This window comes from Streptomyces sp. NPDC057623, from assembly GCF_042800355.1.
Taxonomy (GTDB): Bacteria; Actinomycetota; Actinomycetes; order Streptomycetales; family Streptomycetaceae; genus Streptomyces.
Map to the genome: position 1 here is coordinate 54804 of NZ_JBHVGZ010000027.1, position 23054 is coordinate 77857.

Consider the following 23054-nt stretch of genomic DNA (forward strand, 5'->3'; position numbering starts at 1 on the left):
AAAGAGGCTCCCGCCCCCCCAACACCCCCCCCCCCCCCCGCCCCCCTCGGCCGTACGGCGTGCATCACACGGCGTGAACGACCGGCTACCGTCAGGCAGCCGCTCCGCCACGGCCGCCCGCGAGGCGCGGCAGGATACGGAAGCCGATACCGCCGGCGATCATCGTGGCGGCGCCGACCAGCAGGAACGTGGTCTGAGCGGCACCGGTCTCGGCGAGCTCGTCACCGCCGCCCTGGGCCGAGGTGCTGGCACCCGTGCCGGTACCGGTCGTCTCGGTGCCGGTGTCCGTCAGGGAGGAGGAACCCTCCTCCTGCGGGGACGTGCCGCCGTCGGGGTTGGTGTTGTCGTTCCCGCCGCCGTTGTTGCCGTTCCCGTTGCCGTTCCCGTTGCCGTTGCCGTTACCGTTGCCGTTCCCGTTACCCGGGTCGGTCGGGTCCGTGGTCGGGTCCTGGGTGGGCTCCTGCGGCTCGGTCGGGTCCACGGTCGGGTCCGTCGGGACCGTGGGGTCCTCGGTCGGGATGTCCGTGGGGATGTCGGTGGGGACATCCGTCGGAACCGGGTCGGTCGGCGGGACGGTCGGGTCCTCGTCAACGCAGAGGATGCCGAGCAGGCAGTCGTCCGCCTCCGCGGCAGATGCGGCGCCCGCAAGGGTCAGCGAGGCGCCGGCCGCGATCACGGCACCGGCCGCGACGCGCGCGATGCGGATCCGCGTCTTCTTCGTCATGTGGTTGCTACCCCCAGTAGCTGAATCGTCGGTGAGGCGGCGCTCGGGGGCCGTGATCGACGGGGGTAGTACTGAACTCAAGTCCCCCGGTTCACATGCGCCCCAGAGATACGCATGCCACGCTTTACCCTTCCCATTTTTCAAAGACTCGTCAAGGCCGTTTGCTGGCGCCATGTCCAAATGCGGGGGCTATGCCAGGGATTGGAGCCTGTGAGTGTGATGTAAAACCCAGACATGCAGGCACAGAAAAGGCAACTGCCGCCAAGAGGGCGGCAGTTGCCTTGTCGACAAAGTTACTTCTCTTGCTGCTTGCGCCAGCGAATTCCGGCTTCGAGGAACCCGTCGATCTCGCCGTTGAACACGGCCTCGGGGTTGCCGACCTCGAACTCGGTACGCAGGTCCTTGACCATCTGGTAGGGGTGCAGGACGTACGAACGCATCTGGTTGCCCCAGGAGCTGCCGCCGTCCTTGAGGGCGTCCATCTTGGCCCGCTCCTCCTGGCGCTGGCGCTCCAGCAGCTTCGCCTGGAGAACGTTCATCGCGGTCGCCTTGTTCTGGATCTGAGACCGCTCGTTCTGGCAGGAGACGACGATGCCGGTGGGGAGGTGGGTGAGGCGCACCGCGGAGTCGGTGGTGTTCACGCCCTGTCCGCCGGGGCCGGACGACCGGTACACGTCCACCCGCAGCTCGGACTCGTCGATCTCGATGTGGTCGGTCTGCTCGACCACCGGAAGGATCTCGACGCCCGCGAACGAGGTCTGGCGGCGCCCCTGGTTGTCGAAGGGCGAGATCCGGACGAGCCGGTGGGTGCCCTGCTCCACGGACAGGGTCCCGTAGGCGTACGGCGACTGCACGGCGAAGGTGGTCGACTTGATGCCGGCCTCTTCGGCGTACGACGTCTCGTAGATCTCGGTCTTGAAGCCGCGCTGCTCGGCCCAGCGCAGGTACATGCGCTGGAGCTTCTCGGCGAAGTCGGCGGCGTCGACGCCACCGGCCTCGGCGCGGATGTTGACGAGCGCCTCACGGGCGTCGTACTCACCGCTGAGGAGCGTCCGCACCTCCATCTCGTCCAGCGCCTTGCGGACGGCGGCGAGCTCGGACTCGGCCTCGGCGCGGGTGTCCGGGTCGTCCTCCTCCTCGGCCATCTCGAAGAGAACGCCGAGGTCGTCGATACGACCGCGGAGGGCCTCGGCCTTCCTCACCTCCGCCTGGAGGTGGGAGAGCTTGCTGGTGATCTTCTGCGCCTCGTCCGGGTTGTCCCACAGGGACGGCGCGGCCGCCTGCTCCTCGAGCACGGCGATGTCTGCCCTCAGCTTGTCGAGGTCCAGAACGGCCTCGATCGACTCCATGGTCGAGGAGAGGGACTTGAGCTCTTCGGATACATCGACGACTGCCACGCCTCCAGCGTAACGGCTCCGCCAGGCGCCGAGGCCCGGGCGTCCCTGGCCGACGCCGCCCCGGCCGGGTGCGCAAAGGTCAGGGCGTCGCCGGTGCCGAGTTGTTCGTGTCCTGCGGGGTCGCGTCCGCGTCGTCACCCGAGGTCGCCAGCCACGTGCCCACGCCCGCCGCCGCGACCAGCGCCACCGCGGCCGCCCCGAGCGCCACCCGCCGCCGCCTCGTCGCCGCCCGGTGCCGGGCCGACCCCGGCCGGGGCGCACCGGCCGCGCGCGGCACCCGGGCCGTACCCCGCGCACCCCCGGCCAGCTCATCGGGCCCCGGCACTCTCATCGACGTATGCGTGTCCCGATTGGAGTCGGCCGGCTTCGCCCCCGGCACCAGGGGCACCGCGCCCCGTCGCCGCACCCGCTCCCCCGTCGGCGCCGCCTCCTCTGCGGCCGGAGCCTCGTCCTCCGCGGACTCCGCGTCCGGCTCGTCCACGTCCAGCGGCGGCATCCCGGCCACCAGCGGCAGCAGCTCCCGCAGCCGCGCCCCGAGCTCCGAGGCCCGCAGCCGCGAGGCCGGCGCCTTCGCCAGACACTGGATGATCAGCTGCCACAGCTCGTCGGGGATGCCGGGCAGGGGCGCCACCGTCTCGGTGACATGGCGGCGCAGCACCGCTCCGGGGTGGCCGCCGCCGAACGGGGTGAAGCCCGCCAGCAGCTCGTACAGGACCGTGGCGAGGGCGTAGATGTCGACCGCCGCTCTCGGAGGCAGCCCTTCCACGATCTCCGGCGCCAGATAGTCCGGCGTACCGATGATCTTCGTCGCGCGGGTGCGGCGCGGGGAGTCGATGAGCTTCGCCACACCGAAGTCCGTCAGCAGGGCCGGGTGGGCGCCGCCCGGACCCAGCGGGCCCTGCATGTCCAGCAGGACGTTCTCCGGTTTCACGTCCCGGTGCACGACCCCGGCGGCGTGCGCCGCCGCCAGCCCGTCCGCGACGTCCGCGACGATCGCCACCGCCGCCTCGGGGGCGAGCCGCCGGTCCCGGTCGAGCCGGGTGCGCACGTCCGTGCCCCGGACCAGGTCCATCACCAGCGCGAGGTCGTTGCCGTCGACCACCAGGTCGCGGACGGAGACGACGTTCGGGTGCTCCAGGCCGAGCAGCGCGGTGCGCTCCTGTACGAAGCGTCCGACGAGTTCCTGGTCCGACGCGAGATCCTCGCGCAGCAGCTTGATGGCGACGGGCCCCTCGGGTCCCTCGCCCAGCCACACCGTGCCGGCGCTGCCCCGCCCCAGGATCTGGTTGGCGGTGTACCGGCTGCCGATCTTCCGTGCCAAGACTGCTCCTACCGACGCGTGTGTCGCGCTGCCTCGCTCCGGGGACCGCCCCCGGACCACCACGACAGAACCGGGACCCCCGGTCGACAAAACTACGCGCCCGGCAACCCAACCTTCACCACGGAGGCGGAAATCACCCGCCAGATGTCGACAAAGAACCAAACCAGCCTGCGCCGCGCGTCGGCCGCGGCCGGTCGGTGCCCGAGGGTCAGTTGGTGCCCGAGCCGCCGCCCGAGCCCCCGCCCAGGTCCCCGATCCACCCGGTCACGGTGCTGAACCAGTCGCTGAGCTGGTCCCAGTAGCCCTTGCCCGTGCCGATCCAGTCCTGCAACGGGCTCAGTTCCCAGATCAGCCAGCCCGCGACGAAGAGGATGATGATCGTGAACAGGCAGCCCTTGAGGCAGCCGAGCCCGGGGATCCGCATCGGGTTGGCGCCGCGCTGCCGCGGCTGACGCGGCTCGCGCTGCGGCCGCTGCGGCTCAGGGGTGGGCGGCGGGGCGTACCGCTGGGGCTGCTGCTGCGGCTGGCGCTGGGGGGCGTACTGCTGCGGCTGCTGCTGCGGGTGGCCGTAGCCCTGCGGCGGCCGGCCCTGCGGAGGCCGCTGCTGCTGGGGGTGCGGCTGCTGCTGCGGGCGGGCGACCTGGCGCTGCGGGCGTCGGCGCAGCGGGTCCTGGTTGGGGTCGAGGTACTGGACCTGTGTCTGCTCGTTGCGGTCCCGGGCGGCACGCAGCTGGTTCTGCCAGGGGTGCGGCTCCTCGGGGCCGGGCTGACCGGGCTGCCCGCCGGGAGGCCCCGGTGGCATCGACGGCATGACGGCCGTCGGGTCGGCGGCGCCGGCCGGGCCGGAGGCGCCGGTGTGCGGCAGGACGCTGGTCGCGCCGTTCGGGTCGTACGCCCCCGGGGCCGCGCCGTGCGGCAGCACCTGGGTGGGGTCGGCCGAGCCCGGCACGGTGGCCGGTGCGGGGTCGGGGGCGAGCAGGGCGGCGACGCCCTCGGCCGCGGCGATCTGCCCGGAGTTCGCGTGCACGCCGATGCCCTCGGCGACGACGCGCAGGCCGCGGGCGAGGTTCTCGGCGCTGGGCCTTTCGTCGGGGTTCTTGCGCAGGCAGCGTTCTATGACCGTCCAGAGCGGGTCGGGGACCGTGGACGGGCGGCGCGGCTCGGCGCTCAGGTGCTGGTGCAGGACTTCCAGGGCGGAACCGCCGCCGAACGGCGGACGGCCGGTGACCAGCTCGTAGAGGAGGATGCCGGCGCCGTAGATGTCGACCGCGGAGGTCTGCGGGCGGCCCTCGGCGGACTCGGGCGCGATGTACGCGGGCGTGCCGACGAACTCGTGGGTGCGGGTCAGGCCCGGGGAGTCGGCGAGGCGGGCGATGCCGAAGTCGGTCAGCAGCGGGTGCATCTGGCCGCCGTTCTGCTGGAGCAGGACGTTGGCGGGCTTCAGGTCGCGGTGGACGACGCCGTCGGCGTGGCTGGCGGCGAGGGCGTCGGCGATCTGCGCGGTGAGCAGGGCGGCCGCGACCGGGGTGAAGGGGCCGTTCTCGCGCAGGTAGCGGTGCAGGTCGGGGCCCTCGACGAGGTCCATGACCAGGGCCAGCAGCTCACCCTCGACGACCAGGTCACGGACCCGGACGATGTTCGGGTGGGTCAGGCGGAGCAGGACGGAGCGCTCCCGCAGGAACCGCATGACGATGTCCGCGTCGCTGGCGAGCTCCTCCTTGAGGACCTTGATCGCGACGGTCTCGCCGGGCTGCCCCTGCACGGCTGCCTCGGCGCCCGCGGTCTCCCGCTGGCGGGCTCGCCAGACGGTCCCCGTGGCGCCGCGACCGAGCGGCTCCTCGAGGAAGTACTTGCTGCCTACCGGCCGCACGTCGCGCTCCCTGCTGCTTGCCTACGTTCCGAACCACTGTAGTGCCGTACCCCGGGGCACTGGCTTGTCGTCATTCTGTGCGTCTTACGTACGGCTTCCCGTACATGTTCGAAGGAAAGACGCTCGGCTCCGTCTCGTGGTTGCCGCAAGCGGAAGTGAGCGATCTCAACTGATCGCCGGCAGTGCACTTGTCATGCACTTTTGCGGGCAGAGCCGACCAATCAAGATCACTTGCCTTCGGCCGGGGGGCGCTTTGTCAGTGGCAGGTGCGAGGATGCGTGCAGTACTGGCCGAAGTGCTCGTGTGGGGTGGGGAGATCCATCGGACGGCCCCTGGTCCGCGCCCGCGCAGAAGGGACCGCTGACGCCGATGCAGATCCGGCTGACCGTCGTAGACCCGCTGGCCCCGCCTGCCCCGGTGCGAGGCCGCGCCGCCAGCTGCGACGTGCTGGTCACGGCGCCGGCGGGCACGGCCCTGGCCGCGGTGGCGTCGGCGCTCGCCTCGGCGGTGTCCGGAGGCGACGGGCCGGTCGTGCTGTACGCGGACGCGGAGCGGCTCGACGACCGGCGCAGCACACTCGGAGAACCGCCGCTGATAGACGGCGCGGTGCTGTCCCTGGGCGCCCCGGCGGCACCCGAACCCCACCCCGAGCTGGACGACGCCCCGACCCAGCTCCAGGTCGTGGCCGGCCCGGACGCGGGCGGGGTCCATCTCCTGCACGGCGGCGAGATCCGCATCGGCCGCTCCGCCGAGGCCGACGTGCCGCTCGACGACCCGGACGTCTCGCGCCTGCACTGCGCGGTCACGGTCGCCGCCGACGGCCGCGTCTCGGTCGCCGACCTCGGCTCCACGAACGGCACGTCACTGGACGGCACCCGAGTGACCGCCCGCCCGGTGCGTTTCGCCCCGGGGGCGCTGCTGCGGATCGGCGAGTCGGCGCTGCGGCTGGCCCCGGCCGGCGGCCCGGGCGCCCGGGTGCGGACGGAGCCGGACGGAGAAGGGCACACACGCGTCCCCGCCGGGGACGACCGGGACCGGGGAGCGGCCGGCGCGGCCGGCTCTCGGGGGGACGGCCCCTCTGCGGCGCCCAGGGAAGCCGGAGCGGCTGCGGTGCCCCACGCACGCGTGGCGGACGGCGGCGACGCCACGGCGCCGGGAGGCCGTCCGGCCGCTCGGGACCACGGCCCCGTGGAGCCGCCCGGCGTGCCGGTGCAGGGCGGGGCACCGCGGATCGAGCGGGACCGCGGGCTCGGGAGGCCGCTTCCGGGACCGCGCGCGGGTGACACCCACGGCGCGGGTTTCGGGGTGGGCGCGCTCGACGGAGGTCACGAAGAAGAAGGCAGGGGCCACGAAGCTGGCGGCGGGGGCCACGAAGACGGCGGCGGGGGCCACGAAGACGGCGGCGGCAGCCGTAAAGGCACCCCGCTCCGGGGCACCGACGTGCCCCCGGGCGTGCGCAGACGCGGCGGGCTCTCGGCCTGGGCGCGGCGGCTGGCCGGCGGACGCGGCGAGCAGGGGCCGGACCGGCACGGGGCGTACGACGATGACCACGACGTGCTGCCGCCCGAGACGGCCGGGCGTCCCGCGGCGACCCACAGCTCCCGGCTGCCGGAGGCCTGGCCGGACCCGGCGTCACTGCTGCTGACGGCCCTGGGCCCCGGCCCCCGGCTGTGGGAGCGTGCCCCTGGTCACCCCGAATCCCTCACGGTGCGGCTCGGCACGGCCGACCGCGCGGCACCCGACGGCTCGGGACTGCTCCCCGCCGTCCCGGTGACCGCCGATCTGCGCGAGGTCGGGGCGCTGGGGCTGGCCGGTCCGCGCGAGCGGCTCGCCGGGCTGGCCCGCGCGGTGATCGCCCAGCTCGCCGCGCTGCACTCGCCCGACATTCTGGAGACGGTCCTGATCAGCGCGGACCGCTCCCGCTCTCTGGCGGAGCGCACCGCCGAGTGGGCGTGGCTGGGCTGGCTCCCGCATGTCCGCCCCGGGCACGGCCAGGACTGCCGCCTGCTGCTGGCCTACGACCGCGAACAGGCGACGGCCCGCACGGAGGAGTTGCTGCGGCGGCTGGAGGACCTCACGGCGGAGACCGGGGACGGGGTCGCCGCGGGGAACTCCGCGCAGCCGCCCGTCGCCGTCACCGACGGTCAGGGGCCGGGCCGGCCCGCCGTTCGCCGGCCTTCCTGGGCGCGGGACGACGCCCCGGCCGACGGGACAGCGGGCGGATTCGCGGGGCCGTACACCGTGGTCGTCGTGGATGGCGACCCCGGAGGCGCCGACCTGCGCGAGGCGGTGGCACGGCTGGCGCTGGAGGGTCCGCGGGCCGGCATTCACGTCGTATGCCTCGCCGAGACGGCCGCGGCCTCGCCCGCGTCGCCGGTGACGGAGACCTACGAGGCGGCCTGCATGGTGGCGCCGGCGTTCCGGGAGTGCGGGGCGGTCGGGCTGCTCAGCGGTGATGTGGCGACGGCGCTGCGGCTGGTGCGGGTGGCGCGGTCCGGGGCGGTCCCGACGGTCACCCAGGCCGGGAGCGGGGCGGAGGCCGGCCCGCGCTCGGTGGACGCGTCCCGGCCGGGTGCCGCCGTTCAGGGCCCTGACGGCCGCGCCTTCGCGGATCACGACACGGCAGGCCACGGCCCGGGGGCATACGGCCCGGTCGGACACAGCCCGGCCGGACCGGGCACCAGCGCTTCCGCCGCCCCGGCCCACGGCCCCGTCGGTCACGGCACCGTCGCCGCCGTGGACGCCGTTTCCCTCGCCTGGGCGGAGCGGTTCGCGCGGGCCCTGGCGCCGTTGCGCACGGAGGGGGCCGCCGGTGAGCGGCACGCTCGCGTGTCCGTGCCGTTGCCTCAGGCGGCGCGACTGCTGGACGAGCTGGGGCTGGCCCGGGCCACCCCGGCGTCGCTGATGGCGCGGTGGGCCGACGCGGCCGACGACCCGGAGGCCCTCGGCGGGCGGGCGTGTGCCGTGCTCGGGGCCGGGCCGCGCGGGCCGGTGGGCGCGGACCTCGGCGCCGACGGACCGCACCTGCTGATCGAGGGGCCGCCCGACAGCGGGCGTACGGAGCTGCTGCGGGCGGTCGTCGCCTCGCTCGCCGCGGCCGAGCGGCCGGACCGGCTGGGCATCGTGCTGATCGACGGCCGGGACGGCGTCGGCGCGGGCGGGGGGCAGGGCGACGGGCTGCGGGTCTGCACGGACGTCCCCCATGTCACCACCCACCTGACCGCCAACGACCCTGTCCGCATGCGGGAGTTCGCCCAGTCGCTCAGCGCCGAGCTGAAGCGGCGCGCCGAGCTGCTCGGGCGGTCCGACTTCGCCGAGTGGCACACCGGCCGGACGCTGTCGGGCCGCGTGGTCGCACAGCGCGCGGCGGGGGGCGGCGCCGGGTCCGGCATCGGGACCGGGGCCGGTGACGTCACGGGGGATCTGGACACGCCGCCCAGTTCCACCATCCGGCTGCGGCCGGGGGCGGCCCGTCGGCAGGCGGAGGCCGAGGCCGTGCCGCCGCTGCCCCGGCTGGTCGTGGTCGTGGACGACCTGGACGCGCTGGTCTCGCCCGCGCTGGGGTCGACCGGCAGGCCCGCCGCCGGCTCGGTGATACGCGCGTTGGAGGCCGTGGCCCGGGAGGGCGAGCGGCTCGGGGTGCATCTGGTGGCCGCCACGGGGCTCGGTGGCCGTACGGCGGAGTCGGAGCCGGCGCGACGGGCGACGCTGCGGGTGACGCTGGACGCGGTGGCGGCGGGCCCGGAAGAGCCTGCGCCGGGACGCGGGCGGCTGACCCGGGCGGACGGCAGAGCGGTGCCGTTCCAGGGCGGGCGGGTCACGGGGCGTATCCCGCGGACGGCGACGCTGCGGCCCACGGTCGTGCCGCTGGAGTGGCACCGCATGGGCGATCCGCCGGCCCGGCGCCCGGTCCGCGAGCTGGGCAACGGACCCACGGACCTGGCGTTGCTGGCCAGCGCGCTGGAGCGGGCGGCGCGGCAGGTCTCGGCAGCCGAGGTGCCGTCGCTCCTGTGACCCCGGTCGGCGGCATTCAGCCCGTCCGGCACTTGAGGACGAGGCCGTTCAGGCCGATAGCAGGGGTCTGGGGGCGCGGCCCCCAGGGACGCGAGCCACCGCGTACCCGCACGTCTTCGGTCCAGCCGTCGCAGACACACGGCCTGGTCACGAGGCGGTCACGATCCCCCGCTTGACAGCGGACGCGGTCTTGCCGCCCCCAAACCCAGGGCGTAGACCAGATCGCACGGGACAGCGCTCGAACGTTCGACGATGCACGAAGAACGGGGCAGTCATGCGCAGCACGAGCAGCAAGAACCGGACCAGCAGGGCCGCGAGGGCCGCGGCAGCCGTACTCGCAGGCGCTCTGGCAGTCTCGCTCACCGCATGCGGAGGCGATGACGACAGCGGCGGCGACGGCAACGAACAGGGCGGGACCGGCCAGGAGACGGGCAGTACCGTCACCCTTCCCAAGCTGAACGGCGAATCCCTGGAGGTCGCCGCCGTCTGGACCGGCGCCGAACAGGCCAACTTCAAGCAGGTCCTTACGGAGTTCGAGAAGCGTACGGGTGCCAAGGTGACCTTCGTGCCCGCACAGGACCCGATCATCAACTTCCTCGGCTCGAAGGTCGCGGGCGGCCAGCCGCCGGACATCGCGATGCTTCCGCAGCCCGGCGCCATCAAGCAGGCCGTCGACAAGAAGTGGGCCAAGCCCCTCGGCGCCGATGCGGTCAAGGAGCTCCAGGAGAACTACTCGCAGGGCTGGCAGAACATCGGCAAGGTCGACGACAAGCAGTACGGCGTCTACTACAAGGCCGCCAACAAGTCCCTGATCTGGTACAACAACCAGGTCTTCGAGAACGCCGGGGCCAGTGAGCCCAAGACGTGGGACGAGCTTCTCTCCACCGCCCAGACCGTCTACGACTCCGGCGTCACCCCGTTCTCGGTGGGCGGCGCCGAAGGCTGGACCCTCACCGACTGGTTCGAGAACGTCTACCTCTCCCAGGCGGGTCCCGAGAAGTACGACCAGCTGGCCAAGCACGAGATCAAGTGGACCGACCCGTCCGTGAAGGACGCGCTCACCACGCTCGCCCAGGTGTGGGGCAAGAAGGACTACGTGGCGGGCGGCGCGACCGGCGCGCTCCAGACGGACTTCCCGGCCTCCGTCACGCAGGTCTTCACCGGCGGCGACCAGCCGAAGGCCGCCATGGTCTACGAAGGGGACTTCGCGCAGGTCAACATCACGCAGGCCAAGGCGAAGGTCGGCACGGACGCGAAGGTGTTCCCGTTCCCGACCGTCGGTGACACGGCGCCCGTCGTCTCCGGCGGCGACGCGGCCGTCATCCTCCAGGACTCCAAGGCGGCGCAGGCCCTGGCCACCTGGCTCGCCTCCCCGGACGCGGCGACGATCCAGGCGAAGCTCGGCGGTTACCTGTCGCCCAACAAGAACGTGGACAACTCGGCGTATCCGAACGAGGTGCAGCAGAAGATCGCCAAGGCGCTCATCGACTCCGGTGACGACTTCCGCTTCGACATGTCCGACCAGGCCCCGCAGGCCTTCGGCGGCACGCCCGGCAAGGGCGAGTGGAAGGCCCTCCAGGACTTCCTGAAGAACCCGACGGACATCGCGGGCACGCAGGCGAAGCTGGAAGCCGACGCGGCCGCGGCGTACGGAAACTGACGCCATGGCGTCGACGGAAGCGGCAGGGGTCCCTCCGACCCCTGCCGCACCCAAGTCGCGCAAGAGCGTGACCGGCACCCGCAGAACGGTGGCAGTGCTCTTCCTGCTGCCCGCCCTGGTGCTGCTCGGCGCGCTCGTGGTCTACCCGATCGGGTACTCGGTCATCCGCAGCTTCTACGACCAGTCCGGCGACGGCTTCGCCGGGTTCGACAACTACGAGGCGCTCTTCACCGACGACGGCATCCGCACCGCCCTGAAGAACAACGTCATCTGGGTGGTGTTCGCCCCGACGGTCGCCACCGCGCTCGGTCTGGTCTTCGCGGTGCTGACCGAGCGGGTGCGCTGGGGCACGGCGTTCAAGCTGGTCATCTTCATGCCGATGGCGATCTCGATGCTGGCGGCGGGCATCATCTTCCGGCTGGTCTACGACCAGGACCCGGACAAGGGCGTCGCGAACGCGGTGTGGGTGGGCGTCCATGACACCTTCGCGCAGGCGTCGGCGTTCCCGAAGGCCCACCCGGGCCGCGAGTCGCCCCTCGAAGCGGCGCCGGGCGGCGGCTTCATCACCAAGGCCACCGTCAGCGCCGGCACCCCGGTCTCGCTGCCCCTCGTCGGCGTCGCCCCCGACCAGATGCCGGACGACGCCAGGAGGGCCGTACCGGCGAAGGCCGATCCGTCCGGGATCACCGGCACCACCTGGCAGGACTTCACGCGCGGCAAGGGCGTCGGCACGCTCGGCGGGGTCGACGCGTCGGAGCTCGGCTATGCCGGGATGGAGATCGAGGCCGTCAAGGACGGCGAGGTCGTGGCCAGCGCGAAGGCGGCCGACGACGGCACGTTCACGCTGCCGGCCGCCGCCGACGGGGCGCGGCTGCGGCTGCCGCCGGACAACTTCAAGGAGCCGTACAACGGCGTGGACTGGCTCGGCCCGTCCCTCGTCACGCCGTCCATCATCGCTTCGTACATCTGGATGTGGGCCGGTTTCGCGATGGTGCTGATCGCGGCCGGGCTCGCGGGCATCCCGCGCGATCTGCTGGAGGCGGCCCGCGTCGACGGCGCCAACGAGTGGCAGGTGTTCCGCAGGGTCACGGTGCCGCTGCTGGCGCCCGTCCTCGCGGTCGTCACCGTCACCCTGATGATCAACGTCCTGAAGGTCTTCGACCTGGTCTTCATCATCGCCCCGGGCTCTTCCCAGGACGACGCGAACGTGCTCGCCCTGGAGCTGTACCGCAAGGGCTTCTCCGAGGACCAGCCGGGCATCGCGAGCGCGATCGCGGTGTTCCTGCTGCTCCTGGTGATTCCCGTGATGTGGTTCAACATTCGCAGGCTCAGGCGGGAGGGGCGGCGATGAAGGGGCACCTGACCGGCTGCTGGGGGTCCGGGGGTCACCCCCCGGGAATGAGCAGTAACGTCCGTCGGCTCAGGCAGGAGGTGCGGCGATGAGTACGGACGCCGGCGGGCTCACCAAAGGGGCGCCCGAGCCGCTCACGACCGCCAGGGGCGAGCAGTCCCTCGGTGCCCGGCTCGCCGCCTTCGTCAGCGGCGGACTGGTGCGGGTGTTCCTCATCGTCGTGGGCCTGTTCTGGCTGGTTCCGACGATCGGTCTGCTGCTGTCGTCGCTGCGGCCGCCGGAGGAGATGACCGCCAGCGGCTGGTGGGAGGTCTTCAGCAAGCCCTCCCAACTCACCTTCGAGAGCTACGACAAGCTCCTGAGCAATCCCGACATCACCGACTCGGTCCTCAACACCGTGCTGATCACGGTCCCGGCGACGGTCCTGGTCGTCGTCATCGGCTCGCTCGCGGGCTACGCGTTCGCGTGGATGGAGTTCCCGGGCCGCGACTGGTGGTTCCTGGGCGTGGTCGGCCTGCTGGTGGTGCCGGTGCAGGTGGCGCTGATCCCGATCGCCGAACTGTTCGGCGGCATCGGCATCTTCGGCTCCCTGATCGGCGTGATCCTCTTCCACGTCGGCTTCGGGCTGCCGTTCGCGGTGTTCCTGCTGCGGAACTTCTTCGCCGAGATCCCACGGGAGCTGCTGGAGGCGGCCCGGCTGGACGGCGCCGGTGAACTGCGCCTGTTCTTCCGTGTCGTGATGCCGCTCGGCGGTCCGGCGATCGCCGCGCTCGGCATCTTCCAGTTCCTGTGGGTGTGGAACGACATGCTGGTGGCGCTGATCTTCACGGACTCGGGGAGCCAGCCCATCACGGTCGCGCTCCAGACCCAGGTACGGCAGTTCGGCAACAACGTCGACGTCCTGGCACCCGGGGCGTTCATCTCCATGGTGATCCCGCTGGTCGTGTTCTTCGCGTTCCAGCGGCAGTTCGTGTCCGGTGTGATGGCGGGCGCGGTCAAGTAGCCGAAAAGGCAGGGAACTTGAGGGGGCGGGCCGGGAACGGTCCGCCCCTTCGCCCTTCCTTCATGATCCCCCGTATGCCGTACCTCGCCGTAACCAAGTCACTCCATTGGCCGTTGCCGGGCAAGGCGCTGTCGCCGCCTGCCGTCCCGGTCGACCAAGTGGATGTCCCTTGCCCAGGTTCAGTGTCATCGTCCCCGCGTACAAGGTTCAGGCGTACCTGCACGAGTGCCTGGAATCGGTGCTCTCACAGTCGTATCCCGATCTCGAACTGATCGCCGTCGACGACTGCTCGCCGGACGCGTGCGGCGCGATCATCGACGAGTTCGCGGCCCGGGACCAGCGCGTACGTCCCGTGCACCTCACCGGGAACCAGGGGCTGGGGCCCGCGCGCAACGCCGGTGTCGCTCAGGCCACCGGCGACTACCTGATCTTCCTGGACGGCGACGACACCCTCACTCCCGACGCCCTGCACGCGATCGCCGACCGGCTGAAGGAGACCGGCGAGCCGGACGTCCTGGTCTACGACTACGCGCGGACCTTCTGGACCGGCGAGACGATCCGCAACCAGGTCGCGACCCTGCTCACCGAGGAGGGCCCGGCGCCCTTCCGGCTGGCGGACCGGCCGGGCCTGCTGCGGCTGCTGATGGTCGCCTGGAACAAGGCGTACCGCCGGGAGTTCGTCGCGGAGGAGGGCTTCGCCTTCCCGCCCGGCTACTACGAGGACACGCCCTGGACGTATCCGGTGCTGATGACGGCGGAGTCGATCGCGACCCTGGACCGGGTGTGCGTGCACTACCGGCAGCGGCGCCGCGGCGCGATCCTCGGCACGGTCAGCCCCAGGCACTTCGACATCTTCGAGCAGTACGACCGGGTCTTCGCGTACGTGGACGACAACCCCGAACTCGCCCGGTGGCGCCCGGTGTTGTTCCGCCGGATGGTCGACCACCTGGTGGTGGTGTTCGCCCGCCGTGACCGCCTCCCGCGCCGCAGCCGCGCCGCGTTCCTGCGGCGGGCCCGCACCCAGTACCGCCGCTACCGCTCCCCCGGCGCCACCGTCCCCGCACGCAGCCGCGCCCACCACACCCTGATCCGCCTGGGCCTGCACCGCACGTACCGCGCCCTGCAGCTGACGTTCGCGCTGGCCCGCCGGACCGCGAAGGTCGGGGACCGGCTGCTGAAGGGCCTCCGTTCCGCCGCCCTGCGCCTCCATTACCGGGTCCAGCGCAGCCTCCCCCTGCGTGCCGACCGGGCCGTCTTCGCCGCCGACGGAGTGCGTGGCCAGGGCTGCAGTCCGGGCGCCCTGGAGCAGGCGTTCCGCACGCACGCCCCGCACATCCGCACGGCCTGGGTCGCGGAAGCCGAGCAGCACCACTTCGTGCCCGCCGGCACCCGTCGGCTGCGCCCCGACAGCGCCGCCTACTGGACGGCGCTCGCCCGCTCCAAGTACCTCGTCCACAACGCCGGCTTCGACCGCCGTCTGGTCAAGCGCCCCGACCAGGTCTTCGTGCAGACCCACCGGGGCACCCCGCTCAAGCACATGGGCCTGGACCTGCGCGAACGCCCGGCGGCAGCCGGCGACACGGACGTCGACGAGCTCCTCGACAACGTCGACAAGTGGGACTACGTCCTGTCCGCCAACCGGCACTCCACCCTGACCTGGGAGCGCGTGTACCCGGGCGCGTACCGGACCCTCGAATACGGCAGCCCGCGCAACGACGTCTTCCTGCAAGCGACGTCGGCGGACGTGGCCCGGATCCGCGAGCGGCTCGGCATTCCCGAGGGCGCGGTCGTGATCCTCTACGCCCCCACCCACCGCGACTACCGCCGCACCCAGCGCACCGCCCTCGACCTGCCCCACGTCCTGCGCCGTCTGGGCCCCGGTTACGTCGTCCTGGCGCGTGCCCCGCACCGTCACGGCGGCCCCCTCGTCGACGCCCCCCAGCCCGGCCGGCTCATCGACGTCTCCGACCACCCCGGTGTCGAGGCGCTGTGCCTCGCCTCGGACGCCCTGGTCACGGACTACTCGTCCCTCATGTTCGACTACGCCAACCTCGACCGGCCGATCGTCATCCACAGCGACGACGCGGAGGCGTACGAGGCGGCCCGTGGCACCTACTTCGACCTGCGGTCCTTCCCGCCGGGCGCGGTGGCGCGCAGCGAGGACGAGCTGATCGACATCTTCGCCACCGGGCACTGGCGGGGCTCGCGCTCCGTCCAGCTGAGGTCGGCGTTCCGCGAGCGCTTCTGCCCGCACGACGACGGGCTCGCCGCCGAGCGGGTCGTACGCCATGTGGTGCTGGGCGAGACCGGCCTGCGGCCCGCGGTGCCGCTGGACCGGCGCCATCCCGTCCCGTCCCCCGCCGCGTCGCACCCGCACGCCCCGCACAGCGCTCCGCTGGCAGCACCGTCATGAACCCGCGCCCCTTCGGGGCGCCGCACTCGACAGAAAGAGCAGTATGCCCCGCTTCAGCATCATCGTTCCGTCCCATGGGGTCGCGGGTCGGCTGTCCCAGGCGCTGGACTCGGTCCTCGGGCAGTCCTTCGGCGACTTCGAGCTGATTCCGGTCTGTGACGGCCCGGACTCCCCGGCGGCGGACGTGGCCGTCGGGTACGCCGAGCGGGACTGCCGGGTGGCGCCCGTGCACTCGCCGCCGACGGCGGGTCTCGCGGGGGCGCGCAACACCGGGTCGCGGGCGGCGCTGGGCGACTGGCTGCTGTTCCTGGACGGCGACGATGTGCTGGTACCGGGTGCGCTGGCGGCGCTGGACGCCCGGCTGCGCGAGACCGGCGACGTGGACGTCCTGTACTTCGGGCACGAGCGGACCCCGTGGTGGGCGGGCGAACCGACCCAGCCGGCCGCGCCGCTGCTGGCGCGGGCACCGGGCGGGGTCTTCGCGCCGGGCGAGGCCCCCGAGGTGACGGGCGTCCAGCTCCCGGCGTGGAGTGCGGCCTACCGGCGGTCCTTCCTCATCGATCAGGGGCTCGCCTTCCCTGAGGGGCACTTCACCGACATCGGCTTCGGTGGCCTGGTCGTGCTGCGCACCGAGCGCATGGCGGTGCTGCGCCAGGTCGTCGTACGGCATCTGCTGCGGCGGCAGGGCAACCGGCTGAACCTCCCCGGGGAGCACCACTTCGAGCTGCTCGACCAGGCCGAGCTGGTGCTCGCGCGGGCCGCCGAGCAGGGGCTGGGAGCGGCACGGCTCGGGCCGTTGTTCGAGCAGCTCTTCGCCGCCGTACTGAAGACGGCGGCCCACCCCCGGCGGCTGCCGCGTCGGCGCCGTGCCTTCTTCCGGCGGGCGAGTGAGCTCTACCGGCGGCACCGGCCCGCCGGGGTCCGGGTGCCGGGCGGCAGTCTCGGTGTGCAGCACCGGTTGCTGGCGAGCGGGGCGTACGCGGCGTTCAGGGCGCTGCGCGGCGCCAACCAGGCGGTGGCGAGCGCCGCTTCGGGGATCGCGCGTCCGAGTGGGCTGGGCACGCGGCTGCGCTACCGGTGGCAGTTGCGCCGCCGGCTGGACCGGAACCTCGCCGTGTACTGCGCGTACTGGGGCCGCGGCTATGCCTGCAACCCGGCCGCGATCCATGCCAAGGCACGGGAGCTCGCCCCGCACCTGCGCTCGGTGTTCCTGGTCGAGCCGGACGCGGTGGACAGTGTGCCGAAGGACGTGGAGTACGCGGTCATCGGCAGCCGGGAGTACTGGGACGTGCTCGCCCGCGCGAAGTACCTGATCAACAACGCCAACTTCGCGGACGCCGTGGTCAAGCGCGCGGGCAGCGTCCATCTGTCGACGCAGCACGGCACGCCGCTGAAGAAGATGGGCGCCGACCAGGCGACGTACCCCGTGGTGGCGGCGGCGACCGGCAGCTTCGCCAGGCTGCTGGCCCGCGTGGACCGCTGGGACTACAACCTCACCTCCAACCGGCACTCCACCCAGATGTGGGAGAGCGCGTTCCCCGCCGCGCACGAGACCCTCGAATACGGCTATCCGCGCAACGACGCCTACTACACGGCGACCGCCGCGGACGTCGCCCGCGTCCGCCGCGAACTCGGCGTCCCCGAGGGCAGGAAGGCCCTGCTCTACGCGCCGACCCACCGCGACCACACCACCGGCTTCGAGACGAGCCTCGACCTCGACGCGCTGTGCGAGGAGATCGGCGACGAGTACGTCGTGCTGCTGCGCGCCCACTACTTCTACGACCGGGGCGCCGCGCGGGGCAGCGGCCGGATCATCGACGTCACCGGGCACCGCTCGTCCGAGGACGTGTGCCTGGCCGCCGACGCGCTGATCACCGACTACTCGTCCATCATGTTCGACTACGCCAACCTGGACCGGCCGATCGTCGTGTACGCGGACGACTGGGAGGTCTACCGGGAGCTGCGGGGCGTCTACTTCGACCTGCTGGAGGCCGCTCCGGGGAGGGTGGCGCGTACGCCGGAGGAGCTGGCGGCCGTCTTCCGCGACGGCTCGTGGGCGGACGAGGAGGCCACGGCGCTGCGGGCCGCGTTCCGGGAGCGCTTCTGCCAGTTCGACGACGGGCAGGCCGCCGAGCGCGTCGTACGCCGGGTGCTGCTGGGCGAGCCGCCCGAGGCGATCCCGCCGGTGATCCCCCTCGCCGAGCGCCTCCCCGCCCCCGCCGCGACGACCCTCGTGAGGAACTGACGTGCCCCGCTTCAGCATCATCGTCCCCGTCTTCAAGGTGCAGGGCTTCCTGCGGGAGTGCCTGGACTCGGTGCTCGGGCAGTCGTACGCCGACTTCGAGGTGATCGCCGTCGACGACCGCTCCCCCGACGGCTGCCCCGCGATCCTGGACGGCTACGCCGAGCGCGACGCACGCGTGCGCGTGCTGCACCTGCCGCGGAACGTCGGCCTCGGCGGGGCCCGCAACGCCGGTCTGGCGGAGGCGAGCGGCGACTACGTCCTGTTCCTCGACAGCGACGACCACTACACGCCGGGGCTGCTGGCCGCCGTGGCCGCGCGTCTGGAGGCGAGCGACGACCCGGACATCCTGGTCTTCGACCACGTGCGCACCCACTGGTGGGGGCGCGGCGGCCGCAGCACGGCGGCGGACCTGCTGGCCGCGGCCGGCACGGACACCTTCGCCGTCCGTGAGAACCCGGAGTATCTGCATCTGTTCCTGGTCGCCTGGAACAAGGCGTACCGGCGTGACTTCTTCCTGAAGCACGAACTGCGGTACGCGCCGGGCCTGTACGAGGACGCGCCCGTCACCTACCGCTCGATGGTGCTGGCCGACCGCGTCGCCTGTCTGGAGCGGATCGGGGTCGAGTACCGGCAGCGCCGGCAGGGCGCGATCACCAGGACGCCGGGGCGGCGGCACTTCGACATCTTCCCGCAGTACGAGGGCCTGTTCGCGTTCCTCGAAGCGCGCCCGGACCTGGCGTGGGCGCGCGCCCCGCTGTTCGAACGGGCCCTGGACCACATGCTGTTCGTGCTCGCCCGCGAGGACCGGGTCAGGCCCGCGGACCGGCCGGACTTCTACCGCGAGATCCGCTCCTTCCACGCCCGCCACGTCCCGGAGGGCTTCACCCCGCCCGACGGCCGACGCGGCCAGGAGACGCGGCTGCTGGCGACGGCGTCCTACCCGGCGTTCGCCGTGGCACGCGGTCTGCGGGAGGTGCGCAGGGTGGCGGGGAACGGCAGGCGGCGCGTGACGCGGGCGGCGTCGCAGCGGGCTCAGCGGGCCTGGTACGGGGCCCGGTCGAGGCTTCCGCTCGATCCGCATCTGGCCGTCTACTCGGCGTTCTCGCATCGCGGGTTGCTGGGTGATCCGGCGGCGATCCACGCCAAGGCCCGTGAGATCGCCCCGCACATCGAGGGCGTGTGGGTGGTCCGGGAGGACTCGGTGGACACGCTGCCGTCCGGCATCGACTTCGTGACGCCGGGCTCGCGGCGCTACCACGAGGTCATGGCGCGGGCGACGTACTGGGTGAACAACGTCAACTGGCCCGGCACCCTGGCCAAGCGCCCCGGTAGCGTCCACGTCCAGACCCACCAGGGCACCCCGCTCAAGTACATGGCGGCCGACCTGCTGACCAAGCCCGGCGCCCGGCACGGTTTCGACGTGCCGAAGATGCTGTGGCGGGCCGACCGCTGGGACTACAGCCTGGTGGCCAACCGGCATTCGGAGCTGGTGTGGGAGCGGGCGTATCCGTGTCACTTCACGTCACTCAGGACCGGGAGCCCGCGCAACGACGTGCTGGTCAACGCGGACGCGGCGGCCACGGAGGCCGCCCGTGCGCGGCTCGGCGTCCCCGCCGGGCAGACCGTCGTGCTGTACGCGCCGACGCGTCGCGAGTACCGCCGGGGCGGCCATGTCGACCGGATCGATCTCGCCCGGTTCGCCCAGGACCTGGGCGCGGGTCACACGCTCGTCGTCCGTCTGCATCCGTCGCTGGCGACCGGTACGGCACGGGGGATGGGCCTGGCCGATCTGCACCGGCGGGGCGTGCTGATCGACGCGACGGACGAGCCGCGTGTGGAGGACGTGCTGCTCGCCGCCGACGTCCTGGTCACCGACTACTCCGCCCTGATGTTCGACTACGCCAACCTGGACCGGCCGGTCGTGATCCATGCCGACGACTGGGGGGCGTACGCGGCGAGCCGGGGTGCCTACTTCGACATCACGGCCGACGCGCCGGGCCATGTGTCGCGCTCGTACCGGGAGTTGGCGTGGCTGTTCGCGTCCGGGACGTGGCGGGACGGGGAGTCGGCGCGGTTGCGGGCCGGTTTCCGGGAACGGTTCTGCGAGTTCGACGACGGGCTGGCCGCGGAGCGGGTCGTCCGGACGCTGCTGCTGGGTGAGCGGATGACGGAGCGGCCGGGCGGGCGGGAGAGGGTGCCGGCTCCCGCGGCACCGCGGGCTCACTCGATGAGGTGATGTGAGGCGAAGGCGTTGCCCCGGCCCGTCCGGCCGGGAACATACGGCAAATGCCTCAAACCCACACAACCTCCCCGACCCGTACCGTGGGCGCCGCTGCCGGTGTCCTCGTCCGGGGGACCGTGCGCGGCGCGAGTGCCCTGCGTGGCGGCGGCAGTTGGCGCCCGACGCCGTACCAGGCCTTCGGCTTTCTGTTCTTCCTGGTGATGTTGCTGGCGTACTGGGCCGTGCCGCTGTGCTGCGATGCGGGCCAGCACGCGGCGGTGGTGGAACGCCTGAAGGCGAACCTGCTCCACCCGCGTCACCCGATGGCCGATCTGCCGGGCGCGGGCAGCCCGTACTACTCGCCGTACGCGGTCGCGCAGGGTGCGCTCGCCCGGCTGACGGGGCTGGGCGGCTGGGAGATGGTGCGGCTGGCCGGTCCGCTGAACCTGCTCGTGCTGCTGACCGGCATCGGCCGCTTCGTGCGGGTGCTGACGCCGAGGCCGTGGGCGCCGGTGCTGGCGGTCGGCGCGATGACGCTGCTGTGGGGGACCGAGCGGGCCTGGTGGAGCGGATACCTGAGCCTGATGTCGATGACGGGGAATCTCGGCTATCCCTCGGCGTTCGCCATCGGGCTCACCTTCTGGGCGTGGGCGCTGACGGGGGCGCGGGCCCGGGGGCAGGGGCAGGAACGAGGAGCGGTCCGGTACGTCGGGCCGAGCGGACTGCCGGGACTCGCCGGGTACGCGGGGCTCGGGGCGCTGTACGGACTGATCCTGCTGATCCATCCGATCACCGCGGTGGCGGCGGTGCTGGGGGCGGTGGCGTTCGTCGCGGGGTGGCAGCGCGGATGGGGGCGTGCGTCGCGGGGTGGATCGCGGGGCGCCGTGGTGGTGCGGTGGGGGGCGACGGCGGGGACGGCGGTGCTGGTCGCCGGATGCTGGCCGTACTTCGATGTGTTCGCGCTGGCCGGGGACGACAGCGTGGACGGGATTCACCGGCAGCTGTACGAGCACCTCGGCGGGCAGTTCTGGCTGGCGCTGCTGGGGCTGCCGGCGCTGTGGCTGAGGTGGCGGCGGGGCTCCTGGCGGGATCCGCTGGTGCTGCTCTTCGCCCTCGACTGCCTGGTCGTGGCGTACGGCTGGGTCAGCGGCCACTACACCTACGGCAGGATCCTCGGGCTCACGCTCGTGCCGTTGCAGTTCGCGTCAGCGGTGGAGCTGGCGGCGCCCCGGCCATGGGCGCGGGCGCGCCGGGTGCTGGGCGGGGCCGCGCTCGTCGGGGCCTGCGTCGGGCTGCTCACCGTGCAGGGCGGGGCGGTCGTGCCGCGCGTCCTGGACCCGATCGGGCTGGAGCAGCCGTCGTACTGGCCGTCGTACGCGTGGGTGGCACGGCATGTCGGGAAGGGCGAGGTGATCATCTCCGACGGGCACTTCGCGCCCCGCTCCATCCCCGGGTACGGGCCGAACCTCGCCGCGCCGATCTGGCCCGACCCCGCCCTGGACGAGCACGAACGGGAGCGCCGGCTCGCCGAGGTCCGCTCCTACCTCTCCCCCGCCTCGACCCGCGCCGGACGCACGGCCGTCGCCCGGCGCTATCACGCGCACTGGCTGTTGCTGACGCGGTGGAAGCGGGTGCCGGAGGAGGCGGTGGTGGTGGCGTGGAGCAGGGAGACGGGGGAGGTGCTGGCGCGGATCGGGTGACCGGCCGGTTCGGAGCGGGGTGCTCCGTGGTGGTTACTCGATGACGAGGTCGACCTCGATGTTGCCGCGGGTGGCGTTGGAGTAGGGGCAGACCTGGTGGGCCTGCTCGACCAGCTTGCGGCCGGTCGCCTCGTCGAGGGTGTCGGGCAGCTCCACGCGCAGCGTCACCTTCAGGCCGAAGCCCTCGCCCTGCTTGCCTATGCCGACCTCGGCGGTCACGGCGGCGTCGGAGACGTCGACCTTGGCCGCACGGCCGACGAGGCCGAGGGCGCTGCCGAAGCAGGCGGCGTACCCGGCGGCGAACAGCTGCTCCGGGTTGGTGCCCTGCCCGTTGCCGCCGAGCTCCACCGGCATGGCCAGCGCGAGGTCGATCTTGCCGTCGTTGGTGACGGCGCGACCCTCGCGGCCGTGGGTGGCGGTGGCGACAGCGGTGTAGAGCGCGTCCATGGGAACCATCCCTCTCAAGTCACGTTCCGGCGGCTCCGTTGGCGGCCGCCGGACGACCTCAAGTAGAGCACACAATTCAATTGCGCACAACTAAATGACGGACACGAGCTACCCTGGAGGCATGACGACCACGCCCACGGCCGACTGGCTCCGCCTCGACCAGCAGATCTGCTTCTCCCTGAACGCCGCCTCGCGTGCCTTCGGCGGCGTCTACCGCGTGGTCCTGAAGGACCTGGGACTCACCTACCCGCAGTACCTGGTGATGCTGGTGCTGTGGGAGCACGGCGACCTGCCCGTGAAGAAGCTGGGCGAGCACCTACGCCTCGACTCGGGCACCCTGTCTCCGCTGCTCAAGCGACTGGAGGCGGCGGGCCTGGTACGCCGGGAGCGCAGCGTCCGCGACGAGCGCTCGGTGGAGGTCCGGCTGACGGAGGAGGGCACCGCGTTGCGCGAACGCGCCCTCCAGGTGCCGCGCCGGATCGCCACGGCGACGGGCTTCGACGTGGACGAGATCCGCGAGCTGCGGGCCCGGCTGGACCAGCTCACCGAGGCGCTGGACGCGGCGGCGGTGGAGGAGGCCCCCGGGCTGGGCGCGTAGTCGCGCCGCGCCGGCGGCCCGCTCCTTCGGGGTTCACGCTCCCGGTTCACCGTGTGGGTGATTTGTGCTATTGACTGCCACTTAACGGCT

General features: G+C 72.7%; 14 protein-coding genes. 9 read left to right on the forward strand and 5 right to left on the reverse strand.

All coding sequences use genetic code 11. From position 1 onward, the window contains the following. Positions 1-91: 91 nt before the first annotated feature. The 4 genes from ACFU95_RS26030 to ACFU95_RS26045 form a co-directional block, all read right to left on the reverse strand. Complete coding sequence (locus ACFU95_RS26030) at positions 92-724, reverse strand: LPXTG cell wall anchor domain-containing protein (protein WP_383831866.1); 633 nt, start codon at positions 722-724, stop codon at positions 92-94. Positions 725-1017: 293 nt separating this feature from the next. Beyond that, positions 1018-2121, reverse strand: a complete 1104-nt coding sequence (prfB, locus tag ACFU95_RS26035) for a peptide chain release factor 2 (protein WP_383831868.1) — start codon at positions 2119-2121, stop codon at positions 1018-1020. Between the two features lie 79 nt (positions 2122-2200). Beyond that, the gene (locus tag ACFU95_RS26040; RefSeq protein ID WP_383831870.1) at positions 2201-3442 is read right to left on the reverse strand and encodes a serine/threonine-protein kinase; all 1242 of its coding nucleotides are present in this window, start codon (positions 3440-3442) and stop codon (positions 2201-2203) included. 208 nt (positions 3443-3650) lie between these two features. After that, positions 3651-5312: a protein kinase gene (locus ACFU95_RS26045; RefSeq protein WP_383831872.1), complete on the reverse strand. Its 1662-nt coding sequence runs from the start codon at positions 5310-5312 to the stop codon at positions 3651-3653. A 369-nt stretch (positions 5313-5681) separates the two neighbouring features. Here ACFU95_RS26045 and ACFU95_RS26050 point away from each other — a divergent pair, with 369 nt between their 5' ends. From ACFU95_RS26050 to ACFU95_RS26085, 8 genes are all read left to right on the forward strand, one after another. After that, entirely contained in the window at positions 5682-9326 is a 3645-nt protein-coding gene (locus ACFU95_RS26050) for an FHA domain-containing protein (protein WP_383831874.1), read from the forward strand. Positions 9327-9600: 274 nt separating this feature from the next. Then, positions 9601-10986 (forward strand): ABC transporter substrate-binding protein, encoded by a 1386-nt coding sequence (locus tag ACFU95_RS26055; RefSeq protein ID WP_383831876.1) that lies wholly within the window; start codon positions 9601-9603, stop codon positions 10984-10986. A gap of 4 nt (positions 10987-10990) precedes the next feature. Further along, complete coding sequence (locus tag ACFU95_RS26060; RefSeq protein WP_383831878.1) at positions 10991-12337, forward strand: carbohydrate ABC transporter permease; 1347 nt, start codon at positions 10991-10993, stop codon at positions 12335-12337. 88 nt (positions 12338-12425) lie between these two features. Continuing rightward, positions 12426-13340: a carbohydrate ABC transporter permease gene (locus tag ACFU95_RS26065; RefSeq protein WP_383831880.1), complete on the forward strand. Its 915-nt coding sequence runs from the start codon at positions 12426-12428 to the stop codon at positions 13338-13340. Positions 13341-13509: 169 nt separating this feature from the next. Continuing rightward, complete coding sequence (locus ACFU95_RS26070; RefSeq protein WP_383831882.1) at positions 13510-15753, forward strand: CDP-glycerol glycerophosphotransferase family protein; 2244 nt, start codon at positions 13510-13512, stop codon at positions 15751-15753. A gap of 43 nt (positions 15754-15796) precedes the next feature. Then, on the forward strand, positions 15797-17998 hold the full coding sequence (locus ACFU95_RS26075; RefSeq protein WP_383831884.1) for a CDP-glycerol glycerophosphotransferase family protein: 2202 nt from the start codon (positions 15797-15799) through the stop codon (positions 17996-17998). Position 17999: 1 nt separating this feature from the next. Continuing rightward, complete coding sequence (locus tag ACFU95_RS26080; RefSeq protein ID WP_383831886.1) at positions 18000-20234, forward strand: CDP-glycerol glycerophosphotransferase family protein; 2235 nt, start codon at positions 18000-18002, stop codon at positions 20232-20234. A 50-nt stretch (positions 20235-20284) separates the two neighbouring features. Continuing rightward, positions 20285-21919, forward strand: coding sequence for a hypothetical protein (locus ACFU95_RS26085; RefSeq protein WP_383831888.1), 1635 nt, complete (start codon positions 20285-20287; stop codon positions 21917-21919). 33 nt (positions 21920-21952) lie between these two features. On the opposite strand, the gene ACFU95_RS26090 is transcribed toward ACFU95_RS26085, so the two are convergent. Continuing rightward, entirely contained in the window at positions 21953-22366 is a 414-nt protein-coding gene (locus ACFU95_RS26090) for an organic hydroperoxide resistance protein (protein ID WP_383831890.1), read from the reverse strand. Between the two features lie 121 nt (positions 22367-22487). On the opposite strand from ACFU95_RS26090, the gene ACFU95_RS26095 reads away from it, so the two are divergent. Beyond that, on the forward strand, positions 22488-22964 hold the full coding sequence (locus ACFU95_RS26095) for a MarR family winged helix-turn-helix transcriptional regulator (RefSeq protein ID WP_383831892.1): 477 nt from the start codon (positions 22488-22490) through the stop codon (positions 22962-22964). Positions 22965-23054: the final 90 nt, after the last annotated feature.